Below are 26,662 nucleotides of genomic sequence, written 5' to 3' on the forward strand. Positions count from 1 at the left end.
TTACCGTACGCCGCTTTGCGTTTATGGCTGCCGAATGAATCTTGGCACGTTTGACCGGTCGCTGGTGCGTCTCAGTTGGTGAAAGGTCCAGGGCCGGCTCGGGCGCCCGGCGAATCAAGCGCGAATGCGCAATCGAAGTATTTCTCCGCCTCGCTCCAGGGTGCGTTCTCCTTCCACAAAGTCAGGAAGGCACGGCTGGCGTCGACGACGCTGGGACTGATCTGCAGCGTCTGCAGGCCCAGCGCATTGAACGTGTCTTCATGGTCGTGCAAACTGCCCACTTGGCCTGCATAACTGTAGAACTGGCTGATCTTGCCCGGTTGCGCGAATCTCGGGATCGCCTCGCAGAAGGCTCCGCTTTCCGGATTGCGTCCTGCATGGGCTTGCGAGAAGCTGTCCTGGAGCATGTGCAGCAATGCCCCGATGGCGACTTTGTCCAGATCCTTGCGCACTTCGATGATGCCGGTTGCGAACAAGTTCGTAGCTGTCATGTCGCCCGGAAAATAGTGTGCCAGTTGGTCGTCGCCCACGGTGCGGATGAAGCGATCGGTCGGGGTGGTCCTGGTCGCCACGCCCCAAAGGAACTGCGCCCACATCCTCATCCGCTGCTGGGTCTCAGCGGCAGTTTCACCGTCGTACGCAGCCATGGAATGAAAGAACTGCAGGTCGCCAAAATGCGAGCGATAGAGCAGGTAGTCACCAGGTCCGAAGGCCGGCTGGCCAGGCTTGCTGGCCATGCGTTGCTTGGCAGTCTTGTCGGCGTCGGAGAACAGTCCCTTCCAGCATTTCGGCTGTGCCGTCGAACGCAGCGTGACCTTGGGGTCACAGTCTGCAATGCGCGGTGGCGATGCACGATTGAGTGCGAACGGTGGATCGTCGGGCCAACGCACACCATACAGAAGCACTTGGTTCTCGCGAACGGCAGCAGTTGTCAGGCACTGCGCCTCAGAGCCTGCCGGAACCACACAGTCGAGCGCGTTCAGGGTAATGGCCTCATGGACTGGACTCTTGATCATGGGAAGTGCGTTCCCGACAAACCATTGACCGATGCCATCAATGAACTGGTTGCCCCCAAGACCTGTGAGTTTGCGGTCCACGTCAGTGATCCGCGGAAGAACTTGAAATGCTGCCGCAACAGACGGCAGCAGCGCTGTCGTAATCAAGGCTGCAGCCAAGCAGCGTTTCAACCTGCCATTTTTCATGACCAGAATCCTTCACAACTCTCTGTTGGCACCTTTTTATGGGAAAGGTGATGTGAAACCAATCGTAAACAAAAGACGGTGACTATTGCGGGGTTGAGGATGTACTCAAGTCGGGAAAAACTTGACGTCGCGTTCTGCACGATTGCTCATGACCTCGAAAGCTGTCGCTGCTCGCTCACTTGAGCCGCAGTGCAGTTCTCCAGTTAGGAGCCTGCCATTCATGGACGTGAATCTCTTCAAAGATTTTCGGAAGCAACAATCGCCCGACTTCGACGCTCGCACTCAAGGGGGTTGCCGGGTGGATATGAAGGACTCGCGCACCTGCCCGAGCGAGAGCAATCAAGAATGCATTGAAGTCGCGGCGAAACGCGAGCAGATGTGATTCGGTGCGGATGATGCCGCGATTTGGAGATCGAGCTTGAAATTCGACGACTTCCATTCCCTGTGGGTGTACGGCCCGGTTGGAGATGCTGATGACCGCGCTCACTTCTCTAGGCAGGGCATCCGGAACTTGATAGATGAATTCCGGTGCTGGGCCACTGGAGGTGCGGTCCCATAGCCATCGCTCGGTTGGAAGGTCAAGCACGCTCGCCTCCGTTTTGTCACCGAGGAGCGCCCCAAGCTTCATCAGCATGGGGATGGGCGCGAACCCGGCCACGGTCAGGTGGCTTGGTCCATCTCGGGCTGTCAGCTCGGGATGAATGAGGCGGTCGTACAAGGACGTGAGGGCTCTCTCGGCCTGTGGCCAGAAGTCGGGTGAGCTGTCTTGCACATCAAAGGCGCTGCGATTGATGTTGATGGACCTACCGAGCGGGAATCGCGTGTAAGCGCTGTTCTCCAACATGGCGTGATGGACTTGGTCCAGGTCAATGACGGGCACCAGGGAGCCAATGGGAAACGTCATGAGGATGGGCAGGCTCTCTTTGACACCAGTTGCCGAGTAGATGAGTTGAATGCGGGCTTCATGCTCCCGCTTCATCGCACGCAACTGTTCAGCGGTGTAGGGGTTGTCTTGCCCCTTGCGGTCGATGCGACTGTGGCAGTCGTAGCAGAGCAGCATGAGGTTGCTCGGATCGGCGGCAAGACGCTCGGACTCCCCGGCAACACCGCGGGCACCTGCCGGACTGTCGGCGATGATGTGGGCGTACTCCGAGACGTTGCAACGTTGCTTCGTAAGAAAGTCCCGGTCAATCGGCTTGCAACAGCCGCGGAATTCGCACCGGCCACCGGCATCGACCCAGAGATCGCGACGGACGGTGGGACTGAGGTACGCCCGTTCTTGTGTTCTAGCCATTTTTGTTCTCTTCTCGTAGTTGCTTGAGGGTGCCGCGTCGGCTCAGAGTCCAAACGCGAATGCTGTCGGTTCCGACAATGGGGAAGAAGAGTCGGTCACCCTCAAACGCATCTCCGGCCACGGCTTTCTGCCAGTCCTTGTGGTCGACCGAACTGGGGGTGGGATCAGGCTCTGGATGCGTGTGCCACAAGCCGAGATACGCACTTGTCGCGGCTTGCTGCCGCCAGCGTTCCTGAGCCAGTGCTTCGTGCTGGCGGGAGCGGAAAAAGGCTAAGCGACTTCGACGGTCGGTTGATTGCGGGGTGGTCACCTCATCGACAACGATGTCGTGGCTGTCGAGCAGATGCCGTCCAAGCAGAACGCCTCCGGCCTCGGCTTGCCACCAGCGACGCTGGGCGAAAGACAGCAACTGGCTGGCCGCGTGCTCGGCAATGATGAGGCGCTGTCGAGGTGTGACCCGGTAAACAAGTTTCATGAGTCACCTCTGCAACGCTTGCAGGGACGCCCGAATGCCCGTTCGGTCGCGACGGCTGCACTGGTTGTCGGGGCACGCGACCACCAAGGAGTTGTTCGCAGCCCTTGGGCTCGCGCTTGTGTGCCGTCACCTGCCCAGTATCTATACGCGCGCTCAGGAGATGAACCGACCAAAGCGCCCAGCATCTGTTCGGCAGCCATGTGGCCTGTTTTACGTGCCTGCAGTGCGCCGTACGGCACAAACACGCCAGCGCATCCCGTGAGATTCCGGGTGACGTGTTGGTTGGGTTCAAGAAATGACGTACGCGGGTGCAAGCAGGAAGCGCCCTCGTCATCCCGGTATAGGCAGTCCAGACATCCCGGGCTGTGCGCCCACATCAAGACAGAATGCCCCCCGAGGTCGAGCGCTTCTAGCCAAGTGAAAACGAGCGGGAGTTCGTGTTCTTGTGAACGGAACGCGCGACCGAATGATCGCTCTACTGACGGTGCTCCAAAGGCCACCACCACGCCATCAATCCCGTTGAGAGGAGTGCTGGCGAGCCAACGCTGTGCGGAAACGTTGAAAGCCTCAACGGCCAAGCCGGGGTAGCGTTGCTCCAGCTGATGCTTCAGTGCGATGGTCTTTGGAATGCCAATATAGGTTGGCTGAAGCACATGCCGGAAAACGTTGTCTTCTGAATACTCTTCCGCATCGATCAAGGTCAGCTTGCCGACGCCCGCTGCAGCCAACGTGTCGGCCACAACCGAGCCGACAGCGCCGCAACCGAGTATGGCGACACGCTTGGCCATGAGTTCGAGAGAAGCGCCACCTCGCTCGCGCATGTGCGATGCCGTTCGGCGACGTGCGGTGAGCGGGAATACCGACACTCGTCGATCAATCTCCCGATTATGAGCCGCAAACGCGACGCCGATGAGCGACCGGCCTCCGGCCTGGCGCGGAACCGACAGCAACAGCGCGTTCGTCTTGCGCGCATTTTTCGACGGGCCAAGGAGTTCGTTCCATAGGCTCAGTTGAGTAGGCGATAACGCTGCGCGGACTTCATCCAGGAAGTCATGCGTGAGTTGGTCGGGGTGTGCAGGGATGCCTGGCAGTTGGTCAAGGTGGATATACAGCGCCCGCAGTGGCTGCAGTTTCGTCAGATCGAACTCTCGGGGTCGAACCCCTCGATCAGCGAAGTACCAGGCCGATTGCTTGCGTTTACTGTCTCCGTAAGCGCTGATGAGGCGGTCGTTGCCGTCGATCTCGAAGGCGGCTTGGCCTCGTACAGAACTAGGCAGTCCGTTCCAGTAGCCCTCAAGCTCGTTCATGAACTCAGCGCGGGCGGCATATTCGTCAGTGGACCACTTCTCCAGAAGGTCATAGGCAGCGAGCAAGGTGTGCGCCGCAATGTCCTCTCGGCGATCGGGATCAATGGAAAGACCTTGTCCATCGTTTACGCAGACGCTGCCGTGGTAGCTCACGTGCGGAAGAAAGCCACGTGGTGGCCTGAGACCTACGGCAGGAAGTGATAGGCATTCTTCCTGGCAGTCAACGAGCAATTCCCACTCTCGGGTCGAGCCCTTGAGCTTGGTTGCGAGGATCCCGGGTTTGCCAGAATCACACCGTGCGATATGGATGCCGCGTTCGCCGCACAGCAAGCGAGCAGCGTTGAAGACGATGTCGGTTCTGTCCGGAGGAGTCGGTGCCTTGCCCGTCAAGCCGAGTTCCCGGTGCTGATGTAGGGAGCGCGGGCCGCCTTCGCCGTCTCGGCCTTCTCGGGAACCTTGAAGTCGTCGCCGAACTGCTTGTTCAGCAACTTGCAGGCGTCTTCAGGTAGCTCTTCGTCGTAAGCGTCGCTCAGCGTATCGCGCAGTGATTCCAGGCGTTGCTTCAGGGTGGCCATCTGCGACTTCGTCATCCATGCCATAAGGTCGCTGCTCGGCGAGACAGGCAAGACGACTTTCAGCCGCTCGTGGAGGCCTTCGTCGGTGAGGTCCCACGCGAACTGCGAGAGCATGGCCTTGACCCAGGCCAGCATGGCGAGCAGATCGCCCGCTTTGCCCGAGGTTTCAAAGTGAGGCTTGAACCACCGGTAGGCAGCCACCGTCAAGGCGATGCTGAGGGGCGCGCCGCTGTAGAACTGGACGTTGCGCCATCGCTTCAGGTAGCGGATGCATCGGCGGTACTGCGCGAGTTCGTCGGCATCCGTGTATGCGCCGCAGATGAGGGTCGTGAGCGTCTTGGGGTCGGCGCCTTCCCAGACGCGCTTGTCGTCGGCCGAGTTCTCCTTTCCCTTGGCCAGGTCCAGGAGGTTGTCGTCGCGCTTCACGTAGATGGCCAAGTCAACGTGGTAGTCGATGCTGCCATCGCGCATGTAGTTGACGGTGACACACGGGCGGCGGATGGAGATGGAGCGGCCGTGGGTGTCGAGCGCATCACGCACCTTTTTCTTCAGTGCCACCGGATCGGGATACTTGTCCTTCTTGCAGTCAAAGATGACGCCGACGTCGATGTCGTAGTTGCGGTCCGGCGGCAGCACGCCGGTGAACATGGAATAACTACCCTGGTTGAAGGTCTCAAAGTTCGGCACGTCGTCGGGCAGGTTCGCTTTGAGCGCGCGGATGAGGGTGTCGCGCTTCTCGCGCAGCTTCGCGTTTTCGTCGTCGCCATCGAGCTTGATAGCGGCATGAAAGTCTTCAAACTGTTTCTGCACAGCGGGCATCTTGGAATCCTTGTCTTTGAAGAAGAGCCATGCCAGGGCGAAGCCCAATCCGAAGCTCAGCAAGGGTTGATGAATCATTGGGGATGACTTTACATCATCAAAATGATGATGTCAATGCATCTTCGTGATTCGAACTTCTGGGCGATGTTGGTATCATGGCCATATGGATCCAAAAAATGCAGATCGACGGCGTAAGGAGCTCGAGCAACTGCCCCGCGTACAGCGCGAGCGCCTGTCGCATATCGACTTCAAGCTCTACTTCCTCGGTGAACTGCGCCGAGCTGACGTCGTAGAGCGGTTTGAAGTGGGGCCGGCCGGAGCTACCCGCGACATCGCCCAGTACCGTGAGATCGCACCTGAAAACCTAGAGCTTGACCCGGCGACAAAGGCCTATCGGCCGACGTCGGAGTTCGTGCCTCTTTTCGAGCACCAGCCGCAGCGTGTGCTGACCGCTCTGTCGCAAGGCTTCGGCGGAGGTATCGGTGATGAGCTCCGCTCAATGGTTCGATGCGAGTTCCCACCCTCGCTCAGCTTGCCCGCGATGGAGGTGCTCGCGCCCATCACCCGCGCTATCAACCGAGGCAAGGCCGTCCGGCTCGGCTACACGTCTGTTGGCAGTGGCAAGACCGAGCGGGAGTTGGTGCCGCTCGCCTTGGTCGACACCGGCATCCGCTGGCATTTGCGAGCCTTTTGTCGAAAGCACCTGGAGTTCAGGGACTTCGTGTTCACTCGAATGGAGAGCCCGACAGTGCTTGAAGACAGCCCGGTTGTGCCGGAGGAGACGGTGGAGCACGATGTCCAATGGAGTCGCATCATCGAACTCGTACTGGTTCCGCACCCGGAGCACGCTCGGCCTGAAATTGTTCGAATGGACTTCGATATGCCGGACGGGGTGCGCATCGTGAAGGCTCGTGCGGCGAATGCTGGCTACATGCTGCGGCGCTGGAGCGTGGACTGCTCGCCAGACCACAGCCTTCGTGGACCGGAATACGCGCTGTGGCTTTCGGACCCACTTGCGCTGTACGGTGCCAGCAGCGCACCACTCGCTCCTGGTTATCAAGATCCTCGGCCTGACGGGGCTTACCGAATCATCAAGGCTTTGTAGCTGTGTCAGTGGCTGTTCGACTCTATATCGAAAGCAAAGGCCTTTGATGGAAATGAGAAGAATAAGAAGTTCAATGCGTAAAGTTCCTCAACACCATGCGTCGGAGTTCCTCGCGCCCTTTGTCCAGCACCCGAAACCTGCGTCGAGTAGAAGACCTTTTTGACATCGCTTGTTCGATTGCTTGCGGCGTTGTGTGATGGGCTTGTGCGAGTTCCTGGTACGTCGGACGCACCCCGTTTTCCTCTAGGGCCAGTTGAATATCGCGCCGAATCGCGTTGACATTCAGATAACTCAGGGCGTCGAACGCCATGTCGACGGAAATCCAGGTGCTCAGATGTAGCAGGTCCAAGGCAAGTTTTTGCACCGGAATCGTTTGCGTTGTCGACGTCAGCGGATGGTCGACATCGATGGGCTTGCCGGTACCGAAGCGGGTCGTTTCGGCGGGTGACATCGCTGAACCGAAGAAATCGGCGAAGAAGCGCTCCCAACCAAGGGCCCTTAAAGCACGTCCAGGTGGGGTCAACGGTATCGCCGAAGTGTCCGCAATGCGACCTTGGCGCGCCATGACCAGCCGATTGGCTTGCGCCACGCACGCGTCGAATTGCCGCTTCAGCAGGTCCTGCAAACTTGGTTCCAATACAGGGAGCAGCGTATGGATCAATGCTCCCAAAGCCGCCGCAGCGGTAGCTACCTCCGGTGCGAGGCCCTCGCCTTCCGCGGCATGCTGCATCTGGCGGCGCACCTGAGAGGTTGGGGTCACGTCATTCAAGAGCACATGGATACGTGGATGCTTCTTGGCTGCTTGCTTCCATGCGTCCTGGTAGATGCCGGAGACGTGCAGTTCTCGAGAAGGCACACGGACCTTGGCACTTCGGTGGTGCAGCCAACAGTTCTTTTTCATACCCTCGCCGACATGTCGGAAGCAGACACGACATCGCTTGTACTCCCCAGTGCTTCCGAGGCAGCGTAGCCAGGCGGACACCATCGAGAGGTTCTCCGCAGCCTCCTCGCAAACCTGCCAAAGCTCGAGCCACCTCCCGAGGACTTCTAGATCGGCTCCAGGATCGAGTGGGAAGGGCATGATGAGGCAGTCCGAGATCAAGTCGAGGCTCTCTGAGGCCTGAAGCAGTTGCTCTGGATCGAAGCGTGTTGAGCCCAGGATAGGAAGCGTCAGGTTCGACCAACCCAGCAGATTGAACGTGTCGCGATTGTTCGCCAGCCAAACCAGCCCTGCAGGCGAGATCGAAGCCAAAGTTCGGTTGAGTGAGGCTTGGGCCGATGCCAGCTTGAGCGACCGTTGCACCTGACCCGCGCGGGTTCCGTCTGCTTGTTCGAGCTGTAGGCGAACCTCGAGATGTCGAACCGCCTTTTCTTCTTCCAGCAGCTGAACCAGCTTGGCCTGCTGAGCTTGTGGCAGCTCTGCAAGCGATGTGATCAAAGGGAGTGCGGTGCGTGCGTTATCGAGATAGGGGATTTGGTCAAGAGACAAGTGGATCCAGTGCCGCTCACCGCCTGCGCTTTCCTGCTCGTACTCGAATCGACAGCCCATTTCCATGAGCTCTCGCAGAGCTTGCGACGCCGCACGCATTTGAACGAGGGAAATCGTCCGAAGTTCTGCGACGACTTTTCGAAGATCGGCTGGGTTGAGCCGGTACCTGTTACTCCGGCGCTCGCGAGTATCCATCGAGGCGAGGAGCCGAGTATGCGATTGCCGCGCAGAGGATTGGCCTCCTGGTATGGCTCGTTGACGCCAACTGATGGTTGCGGCCTGTAGGCGGGCACGTAGATCGTCGAGATCCACTGTTACTCCTGAAAAAAGAAGAAGGTCCAGATACCCGGGCTCCGCTCCCACGGAGTAAACGTCTATCAATTTATTGTCACTATACACATTCTCGAATTCTGACTTGGGAATCACGATTGCACCTAACTTTGACGAAAGGGGCGTGCATCGTGAACAGAAACCATCCACTGGGAAGTCGGAACTGGCTGGAGCAAGTATTTCAATCTGCTCCTGCCCGTGATCCGCAGGGGCGGAGCCGGCCGACGCAAAGGTATCTGGTGCAAGGCGGTGATAACTCCGTGACGGTCGCGGAAGGTGGGAACACCGCGACAGCCCGGTCCTTGCTGGTGACCATGAGGAACGCCGGTTACGTGAAGCGCTGGAAGCTCGAGCCTTTCTCGTTGAACAACGCCGACCATGGCATCGAGGCAACGCCCGACATCCTGTTCGAGACCCATGATGGTCGCGCCTTCGTGGTCGAGACCAAGGCGAGCAAGTTCCTCACTGAGGAAAAGCTGGAAAAGCAGCGCCGTGTCGAAAGTGTCATCACGCAAAGCGGCATGACGTTCCTGTTCTGGACCGATAGATGGCCTTTGTCCGCAGCCCTTTGGCGACAGCTCCGCGAGATGCGCCGACTCGGGAGCTGCGACATCCCCTATGACCGGATCTTTGCGGTCGCGCAATTGGTGGCTGAAGCCCCGAAGACGCTAGAGGAGCTTCGGAAGGCGGGGGTATACCGACACCACGTTCTTGCTGCCGTGTGGGTAGGGCAGGCCCACTTCAACCCGTTCGCGCCGTTGTGTGATCGGACGCTGATTACGTCGAATCCCAAAGACCGACGCTTTGAGACGGTGCTGTATGCACCCGTCGAATCCTATGGATGGTGGTCCTCCCTCGCGGAAATCGTCTAGGCCGCGATCAGCGTAGGACGCACCTCAACCAACACGTCACCAGGATCCCCATGAATGCCATTGCCGAAACCGCCGAAATCTCGATGCCCCCGCTCAAAACGCTGCTGCGCGTTGGAGGCGTTGTGTGTCGCGTCGATGCCATCACCGAAGGCGACAAGCTGTACCTCACGGACATCGCTTCGACGGAGAGTCGCACCTGCCGTTGGCCTGTTCTGCGTTCCGCAATGAGCAGGGGCATCGTATCGCTCGCTGAAGATTCGGCTGTCGATCAGGCCCTCATGGTTCCCGTTCATCTTCGCGCGGGAGAGCAGAGCCTGATCGAGGGAATCCCTGTGGCCTTCCGCACCGAGAAGGCGCTGGGCGTGATGCTGACGAAGCGACGCTGGATCCATGCGCTGCAACGTCATGGCGTTGTGAACTTCAATCCCTCCGATTTCCTGAGGGCCGCGATCAAGGACGTCGAACACGAGTTCCGAGAAATCTGTCCTTACGGCGTGGATGCCTTGTATGAAGCCGCGCGCACATTGCGCCGCAATCAGGGGGATCACCGCTCTTTGCTTCCTCAGTTCCATTTGCGTGGTGGTCCCGGAGGCCGGCGCCTCGATCCTGCGCTCGAGCGCATCATCGATCGAGCTCTGGAGCAGGCGGCAAATCCCGTCAGTGGGAAGCTGCGTGCCGTGAAAGTCCACAACGCAGTCAACGCGATGGTCCAACAGCACAACGGTGCGATCGCGACCATCCAGCGGACAGGCCTTGTCATCGAGATGCTCCAACATCCCAATGACGATACGCAAAAGCGCGCTCTGGACGTGCCTTCCCTTCCTACAGTCACGAGACGCTTCAATGACCGGTTTACGCCCTACGCGATCTGCGTCCGAAATGAAGGGAAAAAGCGGGCTGACCAGAGATTCCGTGAAGCGGGTGCGCGGATCCGGGTGGATCATGCCCTCGATATCGTCCACTACGACGACACCGACACGGCCGTCTTCCTCATCGACCCGCGTACGGATCTGCCATGGGGACGTTGCTGGCTGACGGCTGGCGTCGATGAGCACACATCGGCCGTGCTGGGCTACTCGCTGAGCGAACGTCCCCGCTCGTCCGAGAGCGCCTTCGAGGCGGTGGTGCATGGAATTTACCCGAAAGATCCCGGTTCGCCCGACTTCTCGCTGTGTCGCGGGAAGTGGGAGTGGTATGGACAACATGGGATCGTCAACCTTGACAACGCTTCGTACAACGCGACGCTGCAACTACAGGCGAGCGTGCTTGAGTTCGATGCTGAAATCGCGTTTTCACGCCCTCACCATCCCACGGACAAGCCCGATATCGAACACTTCAACCATCGAGTGAAGTTCGAGTTCATCCAGGACCTGCCTGGGTGGGTGGGGCCGAAGGAGGATCGCGAGCTGCTCAACGTTGGATTGGGCAGTGCCGTGATGTCAATTGACGAGTTCCGAAAGCGGCTGATGGCCTGGATCGTGGACGAGTATTCGAACAAACCCTGCGGCAAGGACGGAAAAACACCCCGAGAGGCCTGGAGGGAACAGTTCCTCGACACTGAGCCACTGCTTCCGCGACGTCGCCCTTCGCAGGAACTCATGGGAACGATCTACCAGAAGCTCACGTTCCGTGACTCGGGTGGGCTCTTGCGCATGAGGCTGCGGTACCAGTCGCCCCAGCTTGAGGAACTGCGCAAAAGACTCGGGGCCCGTGCCGAGGTCTGGGTGAGGTACCTGCCGTCGAATCTGTCCTACCTGTACGTGCTGGACCCGCTGTCGAAGAACTACCTCAAGGTGCCCTGCATCGAGGACATCCGGTATGTGCGGGGTCTGACCAACTACCAGCAGTCCTTGATTCTCAAGAAGGCGCGGTTGATGAAGCTCCGCTCACCTGGCCTGGTCCAAATGCACGAAGCACGTCAGGCGCTGGTCGCGGACACCAAGGATCTGATGAAGTCCAAGAAGCTCCGTCAGCGCAAGCTCGGCTACCAAGTGCACAAGTCCGGCCTCGACGTTCCGCCGGAAGACCTCTCCGAACTTGTTGACGCTCCGGTTCGGACGCCACTCGTCATCGAAACGATGGTGTCGGCCGTCGAGGACATGGTCGCCGACGTGGACGAAGTCGAGTTCGAACTGGACGAAGAAATGGAGCTGGAATGACCTTCATAGGCCGTTGCCATCGGCTTTGACCTCCGACCTCTGCGGTGTTGCACCGAAATGCCGCTCAACCCTTCGATTCCATTGAAAGTCTCCTATGAACGCAGACGCAGTTCTCATCCCCGCAAACGATCGTTCCCACTGGGCAAACGCTTCCTTATCCCAGCGACTTGAAAAATTCCAAGGGATCTTCGTCAAGCACAAGGCCATCAAGAAGGTCGCTGATTTCGTCGAAGCCGAACTGGTGTTGCGTAAGGTCGAGATGAAGGCCAACGGTGTCCTGGTGATCGCAGGTTCTGGCTCCGGTAAGACCAGCTTCGTGAACTTCCTGAAAAGGCAGTACCCAGATGTCGACACGCCCACGCGGAGCACCCGGCCTGTGGTGTGCTTCAAGGTGCCGGCCGTCCCCTCGCCATCCTCCATGGGCTCGGCGCTCCTGAAGGCGCTGGGGGACCCCTTGTACGACCGTGGTTCCTGGGAGGACAAGAAGGATCGCGCTGAGAACCTGCTTCTCAAGGCCGGCACCATCATCATCGCCATCGACGACTTCCAAGATGTCCCGTCCAGGCGAAAAGCACGAGGGGTCGAGCACATCGCGAACTGGATCCGCGATTTGTGCGACTTCAAGTTTCCTGGATTGGTCTTTGCCTTGGGCACCGAACAGGCTGCAGTTGTGCGGGATGCACACGACCAACTCCGGCGCCGCATGCAAGCTCGTTTCGAACTTCCAGTCTTTTCGATGGCGTCTGAAACGGACATCAAGAACTATCTCAGCCTGCTGGAGCTGGTGGATCGGGGATTGCCGCTGGCCGAGCATTCAGAATTGAAAAGCATGAGACTGGCGCGACCATTGCTCGCGGCGACCAATGGAATTCTGGACTACCTGATGAAGCTGATGGCCAGGGCCTTGGTGCGAGCGGTGCAGCGCGGATCCGAACGTATCGAGAAGGTCGATCTCGAGCTGGGATTCGAGGATCTGCACCAGGTCGCCGCTGTGGCCGGGAACCCATTTGCGGCAGACTGGAATGGCGAGGCCTTAACTGGCCCTGGGCAAATCTTCGAACTGCGCCAGGATGGGCCTGACGATGCCGACGTGAAGAAGGCATCTCGTCGAGGTCAACGGGCAACGAAGGCGGGGTGAGGGTGTTCCGAGAATCAGTTCCCGAGTTCGAACAGCCACACCTCATCGACCGGTGCGAGCCCTTGGCTGGTGAGTCTTGGTCCGACTACCTGATCCGTCTGGCCGAAGCGAACTACATCCCGGGCGGCGTGGGTGCCATGGCGCGACTTGCCGGAATGACTATGCAACAGCTTGTCGTCGCATCTCCCGCGGAGGTCCTGTGGCGGTTCGGTATCGTGTATCCCAGCGCTCCCTGTGAGCATCCCCTGGACGCAAAAGTTGATCGTGAGCGCGTCTTCTTCGCGACCTTCGGCCGCACGCTGAAGACCCGCATCTGTCCACGTTGCCTGGCATCGGACAAGATCCCGTTCGTCCGGGCCGAGTGGGGCATGCCTATGAGTGTGGCATGTAGTCACCATGGGACATTGCTGGTCGACACCTGTCAGTCATGCCACAAGCCTTTGGATGTCCTGCGTCCTCAGTTGCTCCAGTGTCGGTGCGGTGCGGACCTTCGGCAGCAAAAGTCCGATGTGGCAGAGCGCTGGACGGAGAAGTTGCGGGAAATTTTTTCCGAGGCGTACGCCGCTCAAACGTTCGGCACATTCGCGCGGGCTCATGAGCTGAGCCAAGAGGCGGCGAGAACCTGCAAATGGCTGGCGGCGCCGGTGGAGCCGAAGACGCGGCGCAGGTCCTATGTCGTGCTGGACCGCGATGGATTTCTGACGATCTCCGACGCGCTTTCGATCCGGCATCTGCTGATGGATGCACCCAGAAGCATCGTGGCTTCGGTGATTGCGGAGGCCGATCCGGGAAAGAAGGACGGGTTCATGCGCCTGAACTATCGCCTCGGGAGCAAATTCTTCAGTTGCATGCAGTCCGTCGCGGAAGAAGTAAAGCGCCGACACCAGCCGGAACTCAACCCCGATCGAATCCGTGCGCAGCGGCGCTCCTTGCCTCCAGCTAAGGAGACCTATGGCATCAAGGACCTGATGAAGGTGACGGGGAACAGCTACGGCACCTTGCTGCGGTGCATCGATGAGGGCGGCATCCCAGGGGCGAGCTACACCGTTGATCTCGCAAAAGGGAAAAAGACATTCAACATTCCGCCGGCGGTCTACCGTTCCATCGTGCAGGCCATGCAGCAGACCGACACCATCGAAGCGGGGGCTGCACAACTCGGGTGCAGCGTCGATGCCATGCGTGGGCTTGTCGCCTCAGGATGCGTCACTGCGCGCAAATTGGCGTTGACCCGTCATGGCCGGAACGGTGATCGCGTGTGCCCTGCGGAGCTTCGTTCGTTCGCCGAGTTCCTCTTCCGAGCGGCGAAAACGGAGGACGGCCCGCATCTGGAGCGCCTGTACTTCTCATGGTGGGTGCCGGGCGCCTACAACGCATACAGGTGCAAGTGGTGGCGAAAGATCCTGGGCGCTGTCAAAGAAAAGCGCATCGCCCTGTTCAAGGCGGCTCTTGCACCGATTGCGCTGAACGACCTGTACGTCCTGCGCAGTGATCTCCGGAACTTGCTCGGGGCACGGTGCGTGCCGTGAGATGCCATGTTTCTAGTCCGACCGCACCCATTGCCAGGTGAGTCGCTGACCAGCTGGCGTCAGAGATCCGGCCTCGAGAACGGCTTCAGACTGTTCCCTCGGGCGCCAGGGGAACTGCAGCGGACTGATTCAGACCTGAAGCCCGCTGCTACTACTGTCGGGTGGCTCGCGCAGGAAAACCTTCTCACGGAGGGCGAAGTCATGCAGATGACTCTCGCTGGGCTAGACGGCACGTTGCTTCGGTTCCGGGGTGGAGCGAGCGTCCCGCGATGGGTTTTGCCGCTGAGATACAGCAGGCGTGATCGTCCCTTCGGTATTCCTTTCTGTCCGCAATGCCTTCGAGAGGATGAAGTTCCGCATTTCCGGCTGCGATGGCGACTGTGCCTGCATTCGGTCTGCGAACGGCATGGGATTCGGCTCATCGACGGCTGCAACCGTTGTGGGCATCCGTCGTGGCCGGCGACCAGTGCTTTGGGAAATTTGTACGAAGGTGCCTGGATACCTGTGCACGAATGCCCCGTCTGTAGATACGATCTGAGATCCAGTCCTTCTGTGATGGATACGTCCGAATTGCTCCCCGTCTCGGGACAATTATTTGAACGAGATGTCTCGTTGTCGAACGGGGCGATCGTTCCGGCGGTCGAATTCGCTGCTGCGGCTTGGTGTGTCGCCCAACTATTTATTAGAAACCGATCCGCGCGAAAGATCCACGCCGAAGTCCCTGCCGCTAGGGAGGTAGTAGAGGTGGCTTCTCGAGCTGACCAGCGATCGATTGAATGGCTACCCCTTGAAATGCGACTGCAGCTGACTTCCCGGGTCGCAGGTCTTTTCCAAGGTTGGCCTGGAACCTTGCTCACTTTCAGCGAACGCTGCGGACTTTCTGCGGAGCACTTCAGTGTGGATCGGCAAGAGCTTCCGCACTGGTTCGAGGCGGCGATTCGGAGCCAGCTGCGCAAGCAAATTCGTGATGTCTCACATATCGAGGTTCAGACCGCCATGGACCAGTTGACCGCCTCAGGCATCGTGCTGACGAAGCAAGCGGTCTCCAAGCTGCTTGGATCGAGCGGGGGAAAGTCGCTTCAAGAAATCCTGGGCCGTAGGATGCGGGCGTCGAGTGCCGAACTGCAGCAAATGCTTACCGCGTTGGCAGATGCTGCGAGCACCGATCAGAAACGTAGAAGTTCGACGGAGGTCCTTGTGCGCGACGCGGTTGCCATCCTTTTGGCAGTCACGCTTGGAAAACAACTGGATGTGGTTGTCGAAATGTCACTCGATGAAGCACTGAGGGCAATATCCGCGGGCCGAGACTGCGTGGCGAATGAACATGATTTGGAAAGAGCGTACGCGCTGCTTGCCCGGCTTTCAGCGCAATACCTCCAACACCGAGCCGATCTTGGTCGAAAGAGGAAGCCCGCCGCCGATCTGTTCTTCGTGTGCTTTCGTGGCGGACGCGTTCAGAGCCGTGGGGCGAAGAGACTATTGCAGCAGTGCATGAAGAACATGGATGCCAGACTGGCAAGGTCAATCAGCGTTTTCTGGCAGGGGCAGCGAATCGATGAACGTGGCGGCAACGGCGCTACGAACGAGCGGCAGATGGCATCGACATATGTCCGGGAACGACGATGATGGCGAGTCGAAGCAACTGGGACACCTCGGTCGAGTGGGCCATGAGCCAACAAAGGCTTCCCGGAAATCTGCGCCTGTTCACTTCACCATGTGGCGTAAGGGTGGCCGTGAAAGGTTTGGGAGTGGAAACAGCGCTCCTGCTGATGCACTGGAACGGCATGACAGGGGCTCTGATGCATGTCTTGACAATTGGTGAAGGCCTCGATCACGCTGATCCGCGCTGCTTGGCGGACTTCTATGCCTGGTACGGTGTCATGGACCGTCTCGCCCAGCATCTGCAGGAGAGCCCAGAAGCCTGTCGCTACCTGAGCGACAGGTATCGTCCTGGTGACCAAGTGCTTGACGTCGACGTGGGGCGAACGGAGAGAGGCGATCGACTGGCGATTTGTGGGGATCTGGCCCGTTCTGCTTTGGCAGCACATGCGGCCCAACTCGCCCTCAAAGAGCTGTGATGCCTTCGGCCACGGGTTCGTCCTCCAGCGTGCTTCTCCGAACCACAGGAGTTGGCACTGGGTAAGTGCTTGACCGGAAAAGACTTTCCCCGTTGGCGCGCAAATTCGTGTGTCGATGGGGAAATTTGGTCATAAGCCACAGCTCTTCGCCAATGGAGATCCGACGCGTCTTCGGTGCTTGAGCAGGCACTTTGGACCTGATTCGGAACGAGCTGTATCGAAGGCGGCTCACCACGGCATTTGCTGGCAGCTCAAGGGTCAGAGGCGAACCATGTATCCTGTATCAAAATGTCATGGACGATCAGGCCGCTCAAAACGGACTGCACGCCGGAGATGGCTAAGACGTGACTGCTGAAGAAAGCAGGGAAAATTAAAGAACCGATTGATGTCACAAAGGACCTCAGCGAGGAGACCGGATGATGTTCAGGATAGCCTGGATCTCGTGCTCCGTGACCGCCCAATAGACGAGAAGAATGGCGTCAACGCCAGCTTGGGCTTCACCTTTCAACAATGGTGGGCCGCGTTGTCTATCGCCGAACTTCTGGGAAGCGGGAATGACTTCGCCGTCGGCGTTGAGGTCAAGGAGGACATCGCGATTCTCGATTCCGCGCAATCGCCAACGAAGGTGGAGTTCTGCCAGGTCAAGAAGCATGAGCGCGATGGCGTCTGGGTCTTGAAGGATCTCCATAAGAAGGGCAGCAAGCGCAAGGATGGCACGCATGAGAATTCCATCCTCGCCAAGCTGTATGCCCGTCGGCACGAGTTCGGTGCCTCGCGTGCCAACCTGAGATTCGTCTCCAACATCGGCGTGAAGCTGCCCGATGAAGCCGGCGTGGACTCGCTTGCAACGAACACAGATCTGTCCACGCTGACGACCGAGCAGCAGACGCTCGTGAAGGCGGCCGTCAGTGCCCAATTGGGCATCCCCGAAGGTGATATCGATCTGACTGGTGTGATGGTGCACAAGACCAATCTCCCATTGGGCGAGCCAGAGATCTTTGTCAGTGGGAAGCTCGAGCAGCTATCGTCAACGGGACAGCTGCCGTTTCAACTCAGTCATACGTCGGTAGCGGCACGGGTTTTGGCAAGCGAAGTACAAAGCCGGGCGTCGAGCACTACCTACGCGCGGAGCTTCGAAGATCTCAAGCTGCGCATCATTTCCAAGTCGCAGGCCCTGAACATTCTGGCCAGCGTTGCGCAGTCCCGGGCGCCATTGAGCCAAATCCTGGAAGAAGCTACTGCCGAGTTGGATCGAGAGGGGCACCCTTTCATCGAACGCAAGGACATCAAGGCTCAGAGGGTCCGGGTGTGTGCGGATGCGTCCGACCGGACCAATATGATTTTCAGTGGGGTAGCGAGCGCGCTTCAACGAGCCCGCATTCCCATTGAGGCTGCCATTGGTGCAAAAGCAACCCTGGGTGAGCTGATGAACGAGGTTGTTGAGGAGGCTCGGGCGTCAAGCCCTGCTGAATTCAATGGTCTTCCCCTGGCCTACATACGCGCTGTTGCGCTACTGGTGCTATCCGATGCAATCGACCTCACCGTATTCACTGCTCCGGCTCGTCCGGAATCTAAGGAAGAAGAATGAACCGGCGCGTGACATACAAGACGCTCTGGCTCGTGTCCGCGAGAGACGAGAGCGCCAGAAAGCAGCTGTTCAGTCAGAAGACGCTGCTTCTGGGACCGAACGGAACGGGTAAATCCCGCGTCATCAAGAATCTCTATTGGGTCTTCGGGTGCAAGACGCGCAAGCGTGACGCTGGAACCTGGGACCCTGATGCGGTTGCTGCCTTGGAGTTCACCTATCGGGACAGCGACTACATGGTTGTTCGCGACGGTAAGAGGCTGGGGATGTTTGGGGCCAATGACCAGTTGCTCTTTTCTGCAGAGAACATGGGTGCGTGGTCGAAGGCACTCGGCGCGTTCTTTGGATTCGAACTCAGGCTCAAGCGTCCTCAGACAGTAACTTTCTCGCAAGCCGGGCCTGATTACATGCTCATGCCGTTTTACATGGATCAGGACGGTAGCTGGGGAGCCGGTTGGGATACCTTTGAACAGCTGACGCAGTTCTCGGACTGGAAGGGCGCGACGTTCGAGTCCTTCATTGGCATGCGGCCAAACGCATACTTCCAGGCGAAGCATCTTTCGACAGAGATCGGTGAGCGAGTCACAGATAGGCGCAAGGAACTTGAAGCGCAGCGAGCGGCTTTCAAGCGGGTGCAAGATGTTCTGCCCAAGAATCTGCCGTCTCTCAACTTCGCTGCGTTTCGCAGTGAACTGGCGGAGCTTGGCCGCAAAGCGACCAAGCTCCAGCAGGAACAGGTTCGCATCCGTGGCCAACTTCTCGGGCTGGTCAACACGCGTGAGAAAGTCCAGTCGGAATTGAAGGTCGCACTTGCTGCCTACAACGAACTGAAAGGTGACTTTGCGTACCTGACGGACCGTGCTGGAGAGGCCATCGAGTGCCCCACGTGCGGCACGGTTCATGAGAACTCCTTCCATGCTCGAATTCTTCTTTCGAGCGACGCCGAGTCCTTGGGTGGACTCATCATGGAGCTTCGGACACAAGCAGATGACATCGGCAGCAAAGAGGCCAACATCCGTGCGAGCTTGCGAGGGGTGGAGCGCAACATCGCCGAACTCGACAAACTCCAGCAGGAACGGCGAGCCAAGCTGAAGCTTGAAGAAGTCCTGGCCTCGCAGAGCAAGAGAACCCTCGACTCAGCTTTTCAGCGGGTCAGCGGCGATCTGTCCACCGCTTTGAAGAAGCTGGAAATAGAAAAGGCTAAGGCAGATGAGGAGGTCAAAAAGTTCGAAGACCCTGATCGATTGGCTCAAGTTCGCAAGTATTTTTCGTCGCAGGTCTCGAGTTTGTCCAACTTGGTCGATGTTCCTATCGACGAGCAGATCGGCGATCCCAAACCGGGGGCGCGTGCTCAGTCTGGAGGAAGTTCCGCGCCTCGCTCCATGTTGGCTGTTCATCTGGCCATGCTTGCGACGAATGCTGAGTGGGGTGACTCCCCGCTGTTTCCCTTCGTCGTTGATACCCCTCAACAGTCGGGTCAGGACGATCCGAATCTGACAAAGATGGTCGAGGTTTTGGGAAGGGCAGCCGGGGTTCATCATCAAGTCATATTGGCTGCGGAACGCTTGCCCGAGAGTGCACAGCTGGGGGACTTCGACACTGTCCGACTTACACAGAAGAAGGCGAGCCTCTCGAACGAGTCCTTTGAGGAGGCGGTGGCACGCCTCCAAGGGCCCCTGGTCGCATTGCGAGAGAGCCTAAAGCCTGTAGTCGAAGCTGCGTGAAGAAGGGTGCTGGCACAGTTTGTCGGGCCATGTGCCCCTACCAAAAACGAGGCCTGCTACCACCTAATGCAGGTATGTTTGAAGCGCACTGAGCTTGCGGGTCTTCTGCTTGTCCGGCGGCCAGATGCTGCTGGTGCCCCCTGCGTGTTTCCCCGAGGGACGGCGATCTGATGCCCAGTTGGCAACCATCCAGGATTGGTGCGTCGCTGACAGGGTCTCCAGCTTGGTCGCTGGAGCTCGAATCTCGGCATTTCACCCTCCAGATCGGCGACAAGGCCAGGCGCTTCGACATCTCTGATGCCGATCACCTTACCGTTGAGCCCGGAATCATCTGGTCAGCGGTTCGGTTTCGGATTCCCGACGTCGTGAACGCGCGTCTGGATGGTCTTCCAAACAGCGAAGGCAAGGAACTACGCGCCTCACTTCAAAAGGCTCTTGAGGAGCATCGAGCGGAACTGCACGCACGAGCTCTTGTTGATCGGTTTGAGCGCGAGTCTCAGCCAGCCCTGCAGTGGGCCAAAGCCTTCACCATCGCTTGCGCAGAACAGTTTCAAAAAAAGGGATGGCTCACCTCCGAGTTCGTCCGGCATTGGCGTGACAAGCGTCCGGCGGATGGACTGGCGGACTTGGTCGGCCATAAGGCCGTAGCCCAACATATCCAGACGCTGGATCAGGATCGGCAACGACTGCTGGGCATATGGAGAAGTCAACCCAAGGATCTGGCCAAACAGCTCAATGAGCGTCACCTGACACGTGAGCTCCAACTTCATGAGGAGTTTTTGCGTACCGTCGAGAAGTCGCCGCTCACCCAAGATCAAGCCACCTCCGTGGTGTGCTTCGACAGTCGCATGCTGGTTGTCGCGGCCGCCGGCTCAGGGAAGACCTCGACCATGGTTGCGAAGGCTGGGTTTGCTCTCAGGCGCAATCTCATGGAGCCTGACCGCATCTTGCTGATGGCCTTCAACGCCGATGCGGCCAAGGAACTTCAGCAACGGGTCAAGGAGCGCCTCACGCCTCTGGGCCTACCTGCAGATCGCGTCAAAGCCAGAACTTTCCACGCTTTCGGCTTGGATGTCATCGGTGCAGCCACTGGCAAGAAGCCCTCCTTGGCGCCGTGGGTCGAGCAAGGTCGAGATCATCAGCAGTTGATGGCCATCGTCGATGAACTGAAGGATCGCGATCCCACGTTTCGTACCAACTGGGATCTGTTCCGCATCGTCCTGGGGCGTGACTTGCCGAAGTTTGGCAACGAACAGGAGGAGCCCGAAGACTGGGACCGTGAAACCCGCAGTCGGGGTTTTCGGACTCTGCAGGGGGAGGTCGTGAAGAGCCGCGGGGAGCGGCTCATCGCCGATTGGCTGTTCTACAACGGGGTGCCCTATCGATATGAAGGGCCATATGAAGTCGACACCGCGGACGAACGGTATCGCCAGTACCGGCCGGACTTCTACTATCCGTCCATCGATATTTACCACGAGCACTGGGCGGTGGACGGCAAGGGCAACCCGCCCGAGGAATTTGTCGGTTACCGCGAGGGGATGGCGTGGAAGCGGCAATGCCACCGAACCCATGGGACCACCTTGCTGGAGACGACCATGGCGGAGTTGTGGGGCGGTCAGATCTTCAGCAAGTTGGCTGCGGAGCTCCAGGCCCACGGCGTTGTTCTCGATCCAAACCCTGATCGACCTTCGCAGGGTGCTCCAGCCATCGAGAACGATGCGCTCATCAGGACGTTCCGAACTTTTCTGACGCATGCCAAAAGCAATAGGCTCGGCCGCGACGAACTTCAAGCGCGGTTGGATCGCGCAAACACCAGTCCTTTCCGATTCCGGCATGAAATCTTCCTTCGACTTTTCGATGCAATCCGGGACGCTTGGGAAGCGAAGCTCACAGAGGCCAAAGCGATTGATTTCGATGACATGCTGAACCTGGCATCAGACCATATCGAGAGCGGGCGATGGAAGAGTACCTACGAGCTGATCATGGTGGATGAGTTTCAAGATGCCAGCTACGCCAGAGCGCGTCTCATACGGGCTTTGGTATCCGTTCCTGGGTGCTGCCTCTTTGCGGTAGGGGATGACTGGCAGAGCATCAACCGATTCGCCGGCGCCGACCTTTCGGTCATGACTGGCTTCGACAAATGGTTTGGCGAGGCCACGACCTTGCGTCTAGAGCAGACCTTCCGATGCCCGCAACCCATCTGCGATGTGTCGAGCCGCTTTGTCCTGAAGAACACTGCTCAGATCAAAAAATCGGTGCTTTCCAAAGCGCCAGTGCCGGAGCGAACGTTTTCCGTCGTGGAGGTTGGAGAGCGCGCGCGGCTGCGGTTCGGTGTCCGAGCGATCTTGGAAGGGCTCGCTCAGGCGCCTGCCGGCGCAAGCAGGAAAATCACAGTCTTCGTGCTGGGGCGCTATCGGCGCGATGAGGAACTGCTGCCTTCGTGGTCTGACCTTCAAGGCTCTCTTGAAGTTCGGTTCATGACCGTGCACGGGTCCAAGGGCTTGGAGGCGGATCACGTGATCTTGCCCCGGATGGTGAGCGGCGCGTCGAGTTTCCCCAGTGGAGTCGTAGATGATCCGGTGCTGCAGTTGGCAATGCCGGAGCCGGAGGCGTATCCGATGGCGGAAGAGCGGCGGCTTTTCTATGTCGCATTGACTCGCGCTCGGCAGCAGGTGCACATGCTCACCGTTGCTCACAGCCGCTCCAGCTTCGTTCTGGAACTGGTCAAAGAGCATGGCTTGGAGATCAAGTCCCTCGATGGGGATGAGGTGGATGCCCGGATCTGTCCTCGGTGTCAGAAAGGGAGCTTGGTACCGCGGTCAGGCCCTTACGGCACGTTCAGCGCGTGCAATCGCTTCCCGGCATGTGACTACAAAGAAAGTTCTGGGCGCAGGTCGGGAAAGTGGCAGCCAGGTCGGCGTCGATGAACGTCCTTGGGTCGATTGTGCGTTTGCTGAAGCCCAGGTTCTGTTCTAGAGACGCTGTCATTCACTACATCTCCGGAGGTGCTTTCCAGTGAAGCAGGAGTTTCAGCGGATCCAAAGGACCAACCAGCTTTCGGGCATCCGATAGCCGTTCCAACAATTGACGTCGCTCCTCGTCGTTCAGGCTTGCCGCGGAACGTTCAACTTCCGCGAAATAGGCCTCAATTCTTTGCGCTTCGTCCCAGGCCGAGATGGCGGTAAGCAATTCCTGGCGTGACTGTTGTCGCTGCTTTGCGCGAAGCGCTTGGCTTTCGGCTTCGCGGCGGAGGCGCTGTTCTTCCTCCCGGCGCCTATGGTCCTCTTCGGCTTGAATTCTGGCCGTCTCAAGCTTCATCGCCAGTTCCGGTCCTGCTGATTCCAGCTCGGACACGATGGTCGATACGAGTGATGACAGCTGACCTGGCTTGACCTCGGTCCATCGTTTGACCCAGTTGACCCGCCATGACGTGCAATATGCCTGTAAGCAGAAACGGCCTGAAGCGAGGTCTTTCTTGGTTGTCCAATATCGGGGGTCAGAGATCTTGCGTTGTTGGTTCGGTGCAAGATCCCGAACAGGAATGTATTTGCTATCCCCGACGTAAAGCATCTCGATCTGTTCCGTCATCTCGAACAGTGTCAGACCGATAGGCACCTCGCTGATGTACACGACTGTGGGGCGCTCAGGATTCCAGGAGGCCTGCTGATAATGGTTCTTTCTGGGGACTTCGCGTAGATCGACGTCTGTGCGTCGCATTTGAACGCTTGTTGGCGCTATGGCCACACGGTGCCCTTGCTTCGTGAGCGCCCGGAATAGCCGATCGGCGAAGGCGATCGCGGTATCCAATGCTTCCTTGGAGGAAAGAATGTCTGGCATGAGCCGCTTGTATGGCCGGAGCACGCCTGAGTCACTGTTTCGTGTCTTCAGGAATAAGGGTTTGATGCCTACCAGCAGGGGGTGAATCTTCTCGATCTCAGGCGCGCTAGCACTTCGTGCTTTTCGTGTGACAGCGCCTTTTTCGTCCGGCTGCTCACGAGAAATCTCAGTCGCTCGGACTTGCTTCTGGGCCGAGCGCTCCGTTGTACCAATGAAGTCACCGGGACTCCACTCAGTGATGTCGCCCACGCGTGAGGCCGGCAAGGACGGTCGGGCAGGCGCCTTTCCAAACTCAAGTTGAGCCCAGTAGCCACGCGGAGGCCGCGGGATGCGGAGTTCGGTGCATACCCTGGCCATATAGCTGGAGGAAACACCCAGTTGTTCTGCGACACGCAGCATGGGCTCCTCCCAAACCAGATCGTAGATGTGTTCGCGCGAAAGCGGACCCTGTGGCGTCTCTGATTGGGATTTGATTTTTTGACTTTTGTCGTAGTCCATGTCTTGATTGAATCAAATCAACGACTCAGGTCAACTGTGTTTCGCATCCTGCTCTACTTTCAAAGCAGTCGCGGCTGAGCGCGGTGTCTGGTGATCTGCGCTCCATGCCTCGAGGAACGAGAGACCTTTAGACTCAGCAAGAACTCCCGCAAAGGGTGATGCCGAGCGCAACGCGTTTCCCCGTTCGGAAGGATCCAGTGCGGCGATCAGACTGCATCGATGCCGAGGTCTATCGCTTGAGATTTTCAGTACGACAAGACGATGCAGGGCGCAAGCTGCGCTCATCGCGTTCTGCCGCCGATCTCATGTCCTCGATGGTAGATGTGCTCTCTACGAGTGAGAAGTAGCCCCATGAATGAGCACGCGGCGAGCCGGGCACTTGGCGTGCGTCTCTGCGAGGTCAGGTGGAACGGCTCCCTGCAGACACTGAGCTACTCAATAGAATCAATGACTTGCGCGATCCGCAATTGCGGGAAACTACCGCAATTTACCGCAAAATGCTCCCTTGCAAGGGCCGCGAGGGCCGTAGCCGCGGGGAGAGGATGATCCGGGTTCTACTGACCATCTAGGCTCACACACCTATGTCAAAGCCAAGCCCCGCACTACTTCACAAGATCGCTAAGGCACGTGCTGCCGCACCTTCTGAACTGCCTCTTGTGCGGCAATGCGCGCAAGTGGTGCTCGCATGGGCGACAGAAAGTGGTGAACAGGAGGCGGCGATCGCTGGATTGAAGGCCGCGCACGGATCAAACTGGTCGCTGGTGACGGCTCTGCAGCTGCTTTCCGGTCGGCGCGGCCTGTTCGCGGCAGAGTGCGGTGCTCCTCATGAGCGAGCCACGCTCTTTCACGCGCATCTGCTGGCCAAGGTGTGCTGCAACCAGGGTGATCTGGGCGCGGTGGGTATGCCGACGTTGAAAGAGGTTGAGGAGCTTCGCAGACTCGCGGCCGAGCAAGCGCTGTCTGGCGACACGACGAACTGATGGATTTGAAAGGGAGAGGCGACAACGGGCTCAACCGTTGCTGACCTTCGAGATTCGAGACGGCGCTGCGTTAGGAGCCCGCCGCTCCGCGTTGTTCGCGAACCCGTTGAAGAGCCTTCATCGCGCTCTCGTAGGTGGAGGGGCGAGCGCTACCAGTCTTGGCGATGCGAGCGTGTAGCTCGGTGTTCAACTGAGTGGGCCGAAGATTTTCATCCGATGGGGTGCGCTCGCTCGGGATCGATCGCTCATCAGGAGGCGAAGGGAATTTGGAGGGGCTGGGCATGGTCAGCGAACGATCAAACCACAAGCTCAATGAAGGCGGCAGCATCAAAAGACAGCATCGTCTTCCTCAATGCTCTGAATTCTTGCCCTTCGATCCTGTTCCCTCTTGTCCACGTCCGAGGGCATTCCTCCGGTACGCGCCACAAATTCTTCCAGAGAGAGGGAGAACGTTGCCAGCTCGGAATCAGCTGGGTCGAAGAGTTCAGAGAGCCAGAAGCGCGGCATGGATTCATTCTGCGCCTTTTTCGCTCCTGAAGCTGGCAGCCAAACTCGTCCCAGAAGTGGCGACGATCATCCCGGTTTTTGGGATGACCGGTAGTCTGCTCTTTCGCCAGCAAGCCAGCCTGCTGTTGATGCTCCACGGGCTCTTCCAAACATTTTGGTCTTTAACTTCGATTGGTCTTTGGGCCCAACTGTGATTGGAGGAATCGCAAGTCATTGATTCATATAGCCGGTCCGTTGTACGCAACTTTGATGATGCCCACCGGGGCGCGGGGGCGAACCACCGCCCACCAAGGCCACGGCGCTGGCCGTGTGGTGCGGGCTGCAAGTCGGCCGCACGGCCCATTGCGCCAGGCCAAACCGGCCACTGATGCTGGCCACTGCAGCGCTTTGCAAGGCCTCGCGTGTACTCATGGGTGGCAGCAGCCCGGCAAAACGCTGCGCCAGCATTGACTTGCCCGAACCCGGCGGTCCCACCAGCAGAAGGCTGTGGCCACCCGCAGCCGCAATTTCCAAGGCACGTTTGCCAGCGGCATGGCCTTTGACATCGGACAGGCAGGCGTATCGCACGCCGGCCGCGACGGGCCGGGCAAGGGCTTGTCTCCAGCCCGGGTTGTCGGCGTCCTCTGCCCCATCGGACGCGCCCGCAGGACGGAACTGCCGTACCACGTCCAACAAATGCTCCGCGCGGAACACTTCGGCACCGGGCACCAGCGCAGCTTCCTCGGCGCTGTCCGGCGGCAACACCATCTTGGTGGCAATACCCTGGGTCTCCAGCGCCAGGGCCATGGCCAGCGCGCCCCGCACCGGCCGCAAGTGGCCGGACAATGACAACTCGCCCGCAAACTCGTAACCCGCCCATTGGGCGCCGTCCACCTGCCCGCTGGCAGCCAGGATGCCCAACGCAATCGGCAAGTCAAAACGGCCGGATTCTTTGGGCAGATCGGCCGGCGCCAAATTGACGGTGATGCGTTTGTTGCTGGGAAACTCCAGCCCGGCGTTCAGGATGGCCGATCGCACACGCTCACGCGCTGGTTCTTCTTAACTTATTGCTAAATTTTCAACATATTGCTGAATTTCGACTCGCTTCTATAACTTATTGCTCAAAGTAATAGGTTGCTACGCATCGATCCGTTCAATCTTCGGGAGGATGGTTCGTCACACC

General features: G+C 58.7%; 19 protein-coding genes and 2 pseudogenes. 12 read left to right on the top strand and 9 right to left on the bottom strand.

The window, feature by feature from the left end:
- Window positions 1-71: 71 nt before the first annotated feature.
- The 5 genes from ACFQ95_RS16220 to ACFQ95_RS16240 all read right to left on the bottom strand — a co-directional run bounded on the left by ACFQ95_RS16220 (window position 72) and on the right by ACFQ95_RS16240 (window position 5,735).
- Entirely contained in the window at window positions 72-1,202 is a 1,131-nt protein-coding gene (locus ACFQ95_RS16220) for a hypothetical protein (RefSeq protein ID WP_422832623.1), read from the bottom strand.
- A gap of 175 nt (window positions 1,203-1,377) precedes the next feature.
- Window positions 1,378-2,496 (bottom strand): SAVED domain-containing protein, encoded by a 1,119-nt coding sequence (locus ACFQ95_RS16225; protein WP_422832625.1) that lies wholly within the window; start codon window positions 2,494-2,496, stop codon window positions 1,378-1,380.
- Window positions 2,489-2,971, bottom strand: coding sequence for a Mov34/MPN/PAD-1 family protein (locus ACFQ95_RS16230; protein WP_422832626.1), 483 nt, complete (start codon window positions 2,969-2,971; stop codon window positions 2,489-2,491). Before ACFQ95_RS16230 ends, ACFQ95_RS16225 begins: the two co-directional genes overlap by 8 nt.
- On the bottom strand, window positions 2,968-4,668 hold the full coding sequence (locus ACFQ95_RS16235) for a ThiF family adenylyltransferase (RefSeq protein ID WP_422832628.1): 1,701 nt from the start codon (window positions 4,666-4,668) through the stop codon (window positions 2,968-2,970). Before ACFQ95_RS16235 ends, ACFQ95_RS16230 begins: the two co-directional genes overlap by 4 nt.
- Entirely contained in the window at window positions 4,665-5,735 is a 1,071-nt protein-coding gene (locus ACFQ95_RS16240; protein ID WP_422832629.1) for a nucleotidyltransferase domain-containing protein, read from the bottom strand. Before ACFQ95_RS16240 ends, ACFQ95_RS16235 begins: the two co-directional genes overlap by 4 nt.
- Window positions 5,736-5,835: 100 nt before the next feature.
- Here ACFQ95_RS16240 and ACFQ95_RS16245 point away from each other — a divergent pair, with 100 nt between their 5' ends.
- Window positions 5,836-6,777 carry a WYL domain-containing protein gene (locus ACFQ95_RS16245; RefSeq protein WP_422832630.1) on the top strand — a complete coding sequence of 314 codons (942 nt, stop codon included), beginning with the start codon at window positions 5,836-5,838 and terminating at the stop codon, window positions 6,775-6,777.
- A 70-nt stretch (window positions 6,778-6,847) separates the two neighbouring features.
- On the opposite strand, the gene ACFQ95_RS16250 is transcribed toward ACFQ95_RS16245, so the two are convergent.
- Window positions 6,848-8,461 (bottom strand): hypothetical protein, encoded by a 1,614-nt coding sequence (locus ACFQ95_RS16250; protein WP_422832632.1) that lies wholly within the window; start codon window positions 8,459-8,461, stop codon window positions 6,848-6,850.
- A gap of 395 nt (window positions 8,462-8,856) precedes the next feature.
- Here ACFQ95_RS16250 and ACFQ95_RS16255 point away from each other — a divergent pair, with 395 nt between their 5' ends.
- From ACFQ95_RS16255 to ACFQ95_RS16300, 10 genes and pseudogenes are all read left to right on the top strand, one after another.
- A complete protein-coding gene (locus ACFQ95_RS16255) occupies window positions 8,857-9,468 on the top strand; it encodes a hypothetical protein (protein ID WP_422832634.1) in 612 nt (203 codons plus the stop codon).
- Window positions 9,469-9,518: 50 nt separating this feature from the next.
- Window positions 9,519-11,627, top strand: coding sequence for a hypothetical protein (locus ACFQ95_RS16260; protein WP_422832636.1), 2,109 nt, complete (start codon window positions 9,519-9,521; stop codon window positions 11,625-11,627).
- A gap of 94 nt (window positions 11,628-11,721) precedes the next feature.
- Window positions 11,722-12,765 (top strand): TniB family NTP-binding protein, encoded by a 1,044-nt coding sequence (locus tag ACFQ95_RS16265; protein WP_422832638.1) that lies wholly within the window; start codon window positions 11,722-11,724, stop codon window positions 12,763-12,765.
- A gap of 62 nt (window positions 12,766-12,827) precedes the next feature.
- Window positions 12,828-14,291: a TniQ family protein gene (locus ACFQ95_RS16270; RefSeq protein WP_422832639.1), complete on the top strand. Its 1,464-nt coding sequence runs from the start codon at window positions 12,828-12,830 to the stop codon at window positions 14,289-14,291.
- 6 nt (window positions 14,292-14,297) lie between these two features.
- Window positions 14,298-14,699, top strand: a pseudogene (locus ACFQ95_RS16275) (TniQ family protein); the annotation flags it as partial.
- Window positions 14,700-14,846: 147 nt separating this feature from the next.
- On the top strand, window positions 14,847-15,917 hold the full coding sequence (locus ACFQ95_RS16280; RefSeq protein ID WP_422832748.1) for a hypothetical protein: 1,071 nt from the start codon (window positions 14,847-14,849) through the stop codon (window positions 15,915-15,917).
- 41 nt (window positions 15,918-15,958) lie between these two features.
- Window positions 15,959-16,369 (top strand): hypothetical protein, encoded by a 411-nt coding sequence (locus tag ACFQ95_RS16285; RefSeq protein WP_422832641.1) that lies wholly within the window; start codon window positions 15,959-15,961, stop codon window positions 16,367-16,369.
- A gap of 442 nt (window positions 16,370-16,811) precedes the next feature.
- Window positions 16,812-17,957 carry a dsDNA nuclease domain-containing protein gene (locus ACFQ95_RS16290; RefSeq protein ID WP_422832642.1) on the top strand — a complete coding sequence of 382 codons (1,146 nt, stop codon included), beginning with the start codon at window positions 16,812-16,814 and terminating at the stop codon, window positions 17,955-17,957.
- Window positions 17,954-19,678, top strand: coding sequence for a hypothetical protein (locus tag ACFQ95_RS16295; protein ID WP_422832644.1), 1,725 nt, complete (start codon window positions 17,954-17,956; stop codon window positions 19,676-19,678). The genes ACFQ95_RS16290 and ACFQ95_RS16295 overlap by 4 nt, the downstream gene beginning before the upstream one ends.
- A 170-nt stretch (window positions 19,679-19,848) precedes the next feature.
- Window positions 19,849-22,605: a UvrD-helicase domain-containing protein gene (locus ACFQ95_RS16300; RefSeq protein WP_422832646.1), complete on the top strand. Its 2,757-nt coding sequence runs from the start codon at window positions 19,849-19,851 to the stop codon at window positions 22,603-22,605.
- Between the two features lie 64 nt (window positions 22,606-22,669).
- On the opposite strand, the gene ACFQ95_RS16305 is transcribed toward ACFQ95_RS16300, so the two are convergent.
- Complete coding sequence (locus ACFQ95_RS16305) at window positions 22,670-24,013, bottom strand: hypothetical protein (protein ID WP_422832647.1); 1,344 nt, start codon at window positions 24,011-24,013, stop codon at window positions 22,670-22,672.
- A gap of 581 nt (window positions 24,014-24,594) precedes the next feature.
- Between ACFQ95_RS16305 and ACFQ95_RS16310 the strand changes: the two genes are divergently transcribed.
- The gene (locus ACFQ95_RS16310) at window positions 24,595-24,993 is read left to right on the top strand and encodes a hypothetical protein (protein ID WP_422832648.1); all 399 of its coding nucleotides are present in this window, start codon (window positions 24,595-24,597) and stop codon (window positions 24,991-24,993) included.
- Between the two features lie 327 nt (window positions 24,994-25,320).
- On the opposite strand, the gene ACFQ95_RS16315 is transcribed toward ACFQ95_RS16310, so the two are convergent.
- Window positions 25,321-25,500 carry a hypothetical protein gene (locus ACFQ95_RS16315; RefSeq protein WP_422832650.1) on the bottom strand — a complete coding sequence of 60 codons (180 nt, stop codon included), beginning with the start codon at window positions 25,498-25,500 and terminating at the stop codon, window positions 25,321-25,323.
- Between the two features lie 249 nt (window positions 25,501-25,749).
- Window positions 25,750-26,529: pseudogene (locus tag ACFQ95_RS16320) on the bottom strand (ATP-binding protein); the annotation flags it as partial.
- Between the last annotated feature and the right edge of the window lie 133 nt (window positions 26,530-26,662).

The organism is Variovorax sp. HJSM1_2 (assembly GCF_049316285.1).
Classification (GTDB): Bacteria; Pseudomonadota; Gammaproteobacteria; order Burkholderiales; family Burkholderiaceae_C; genus Rhodoferax_B.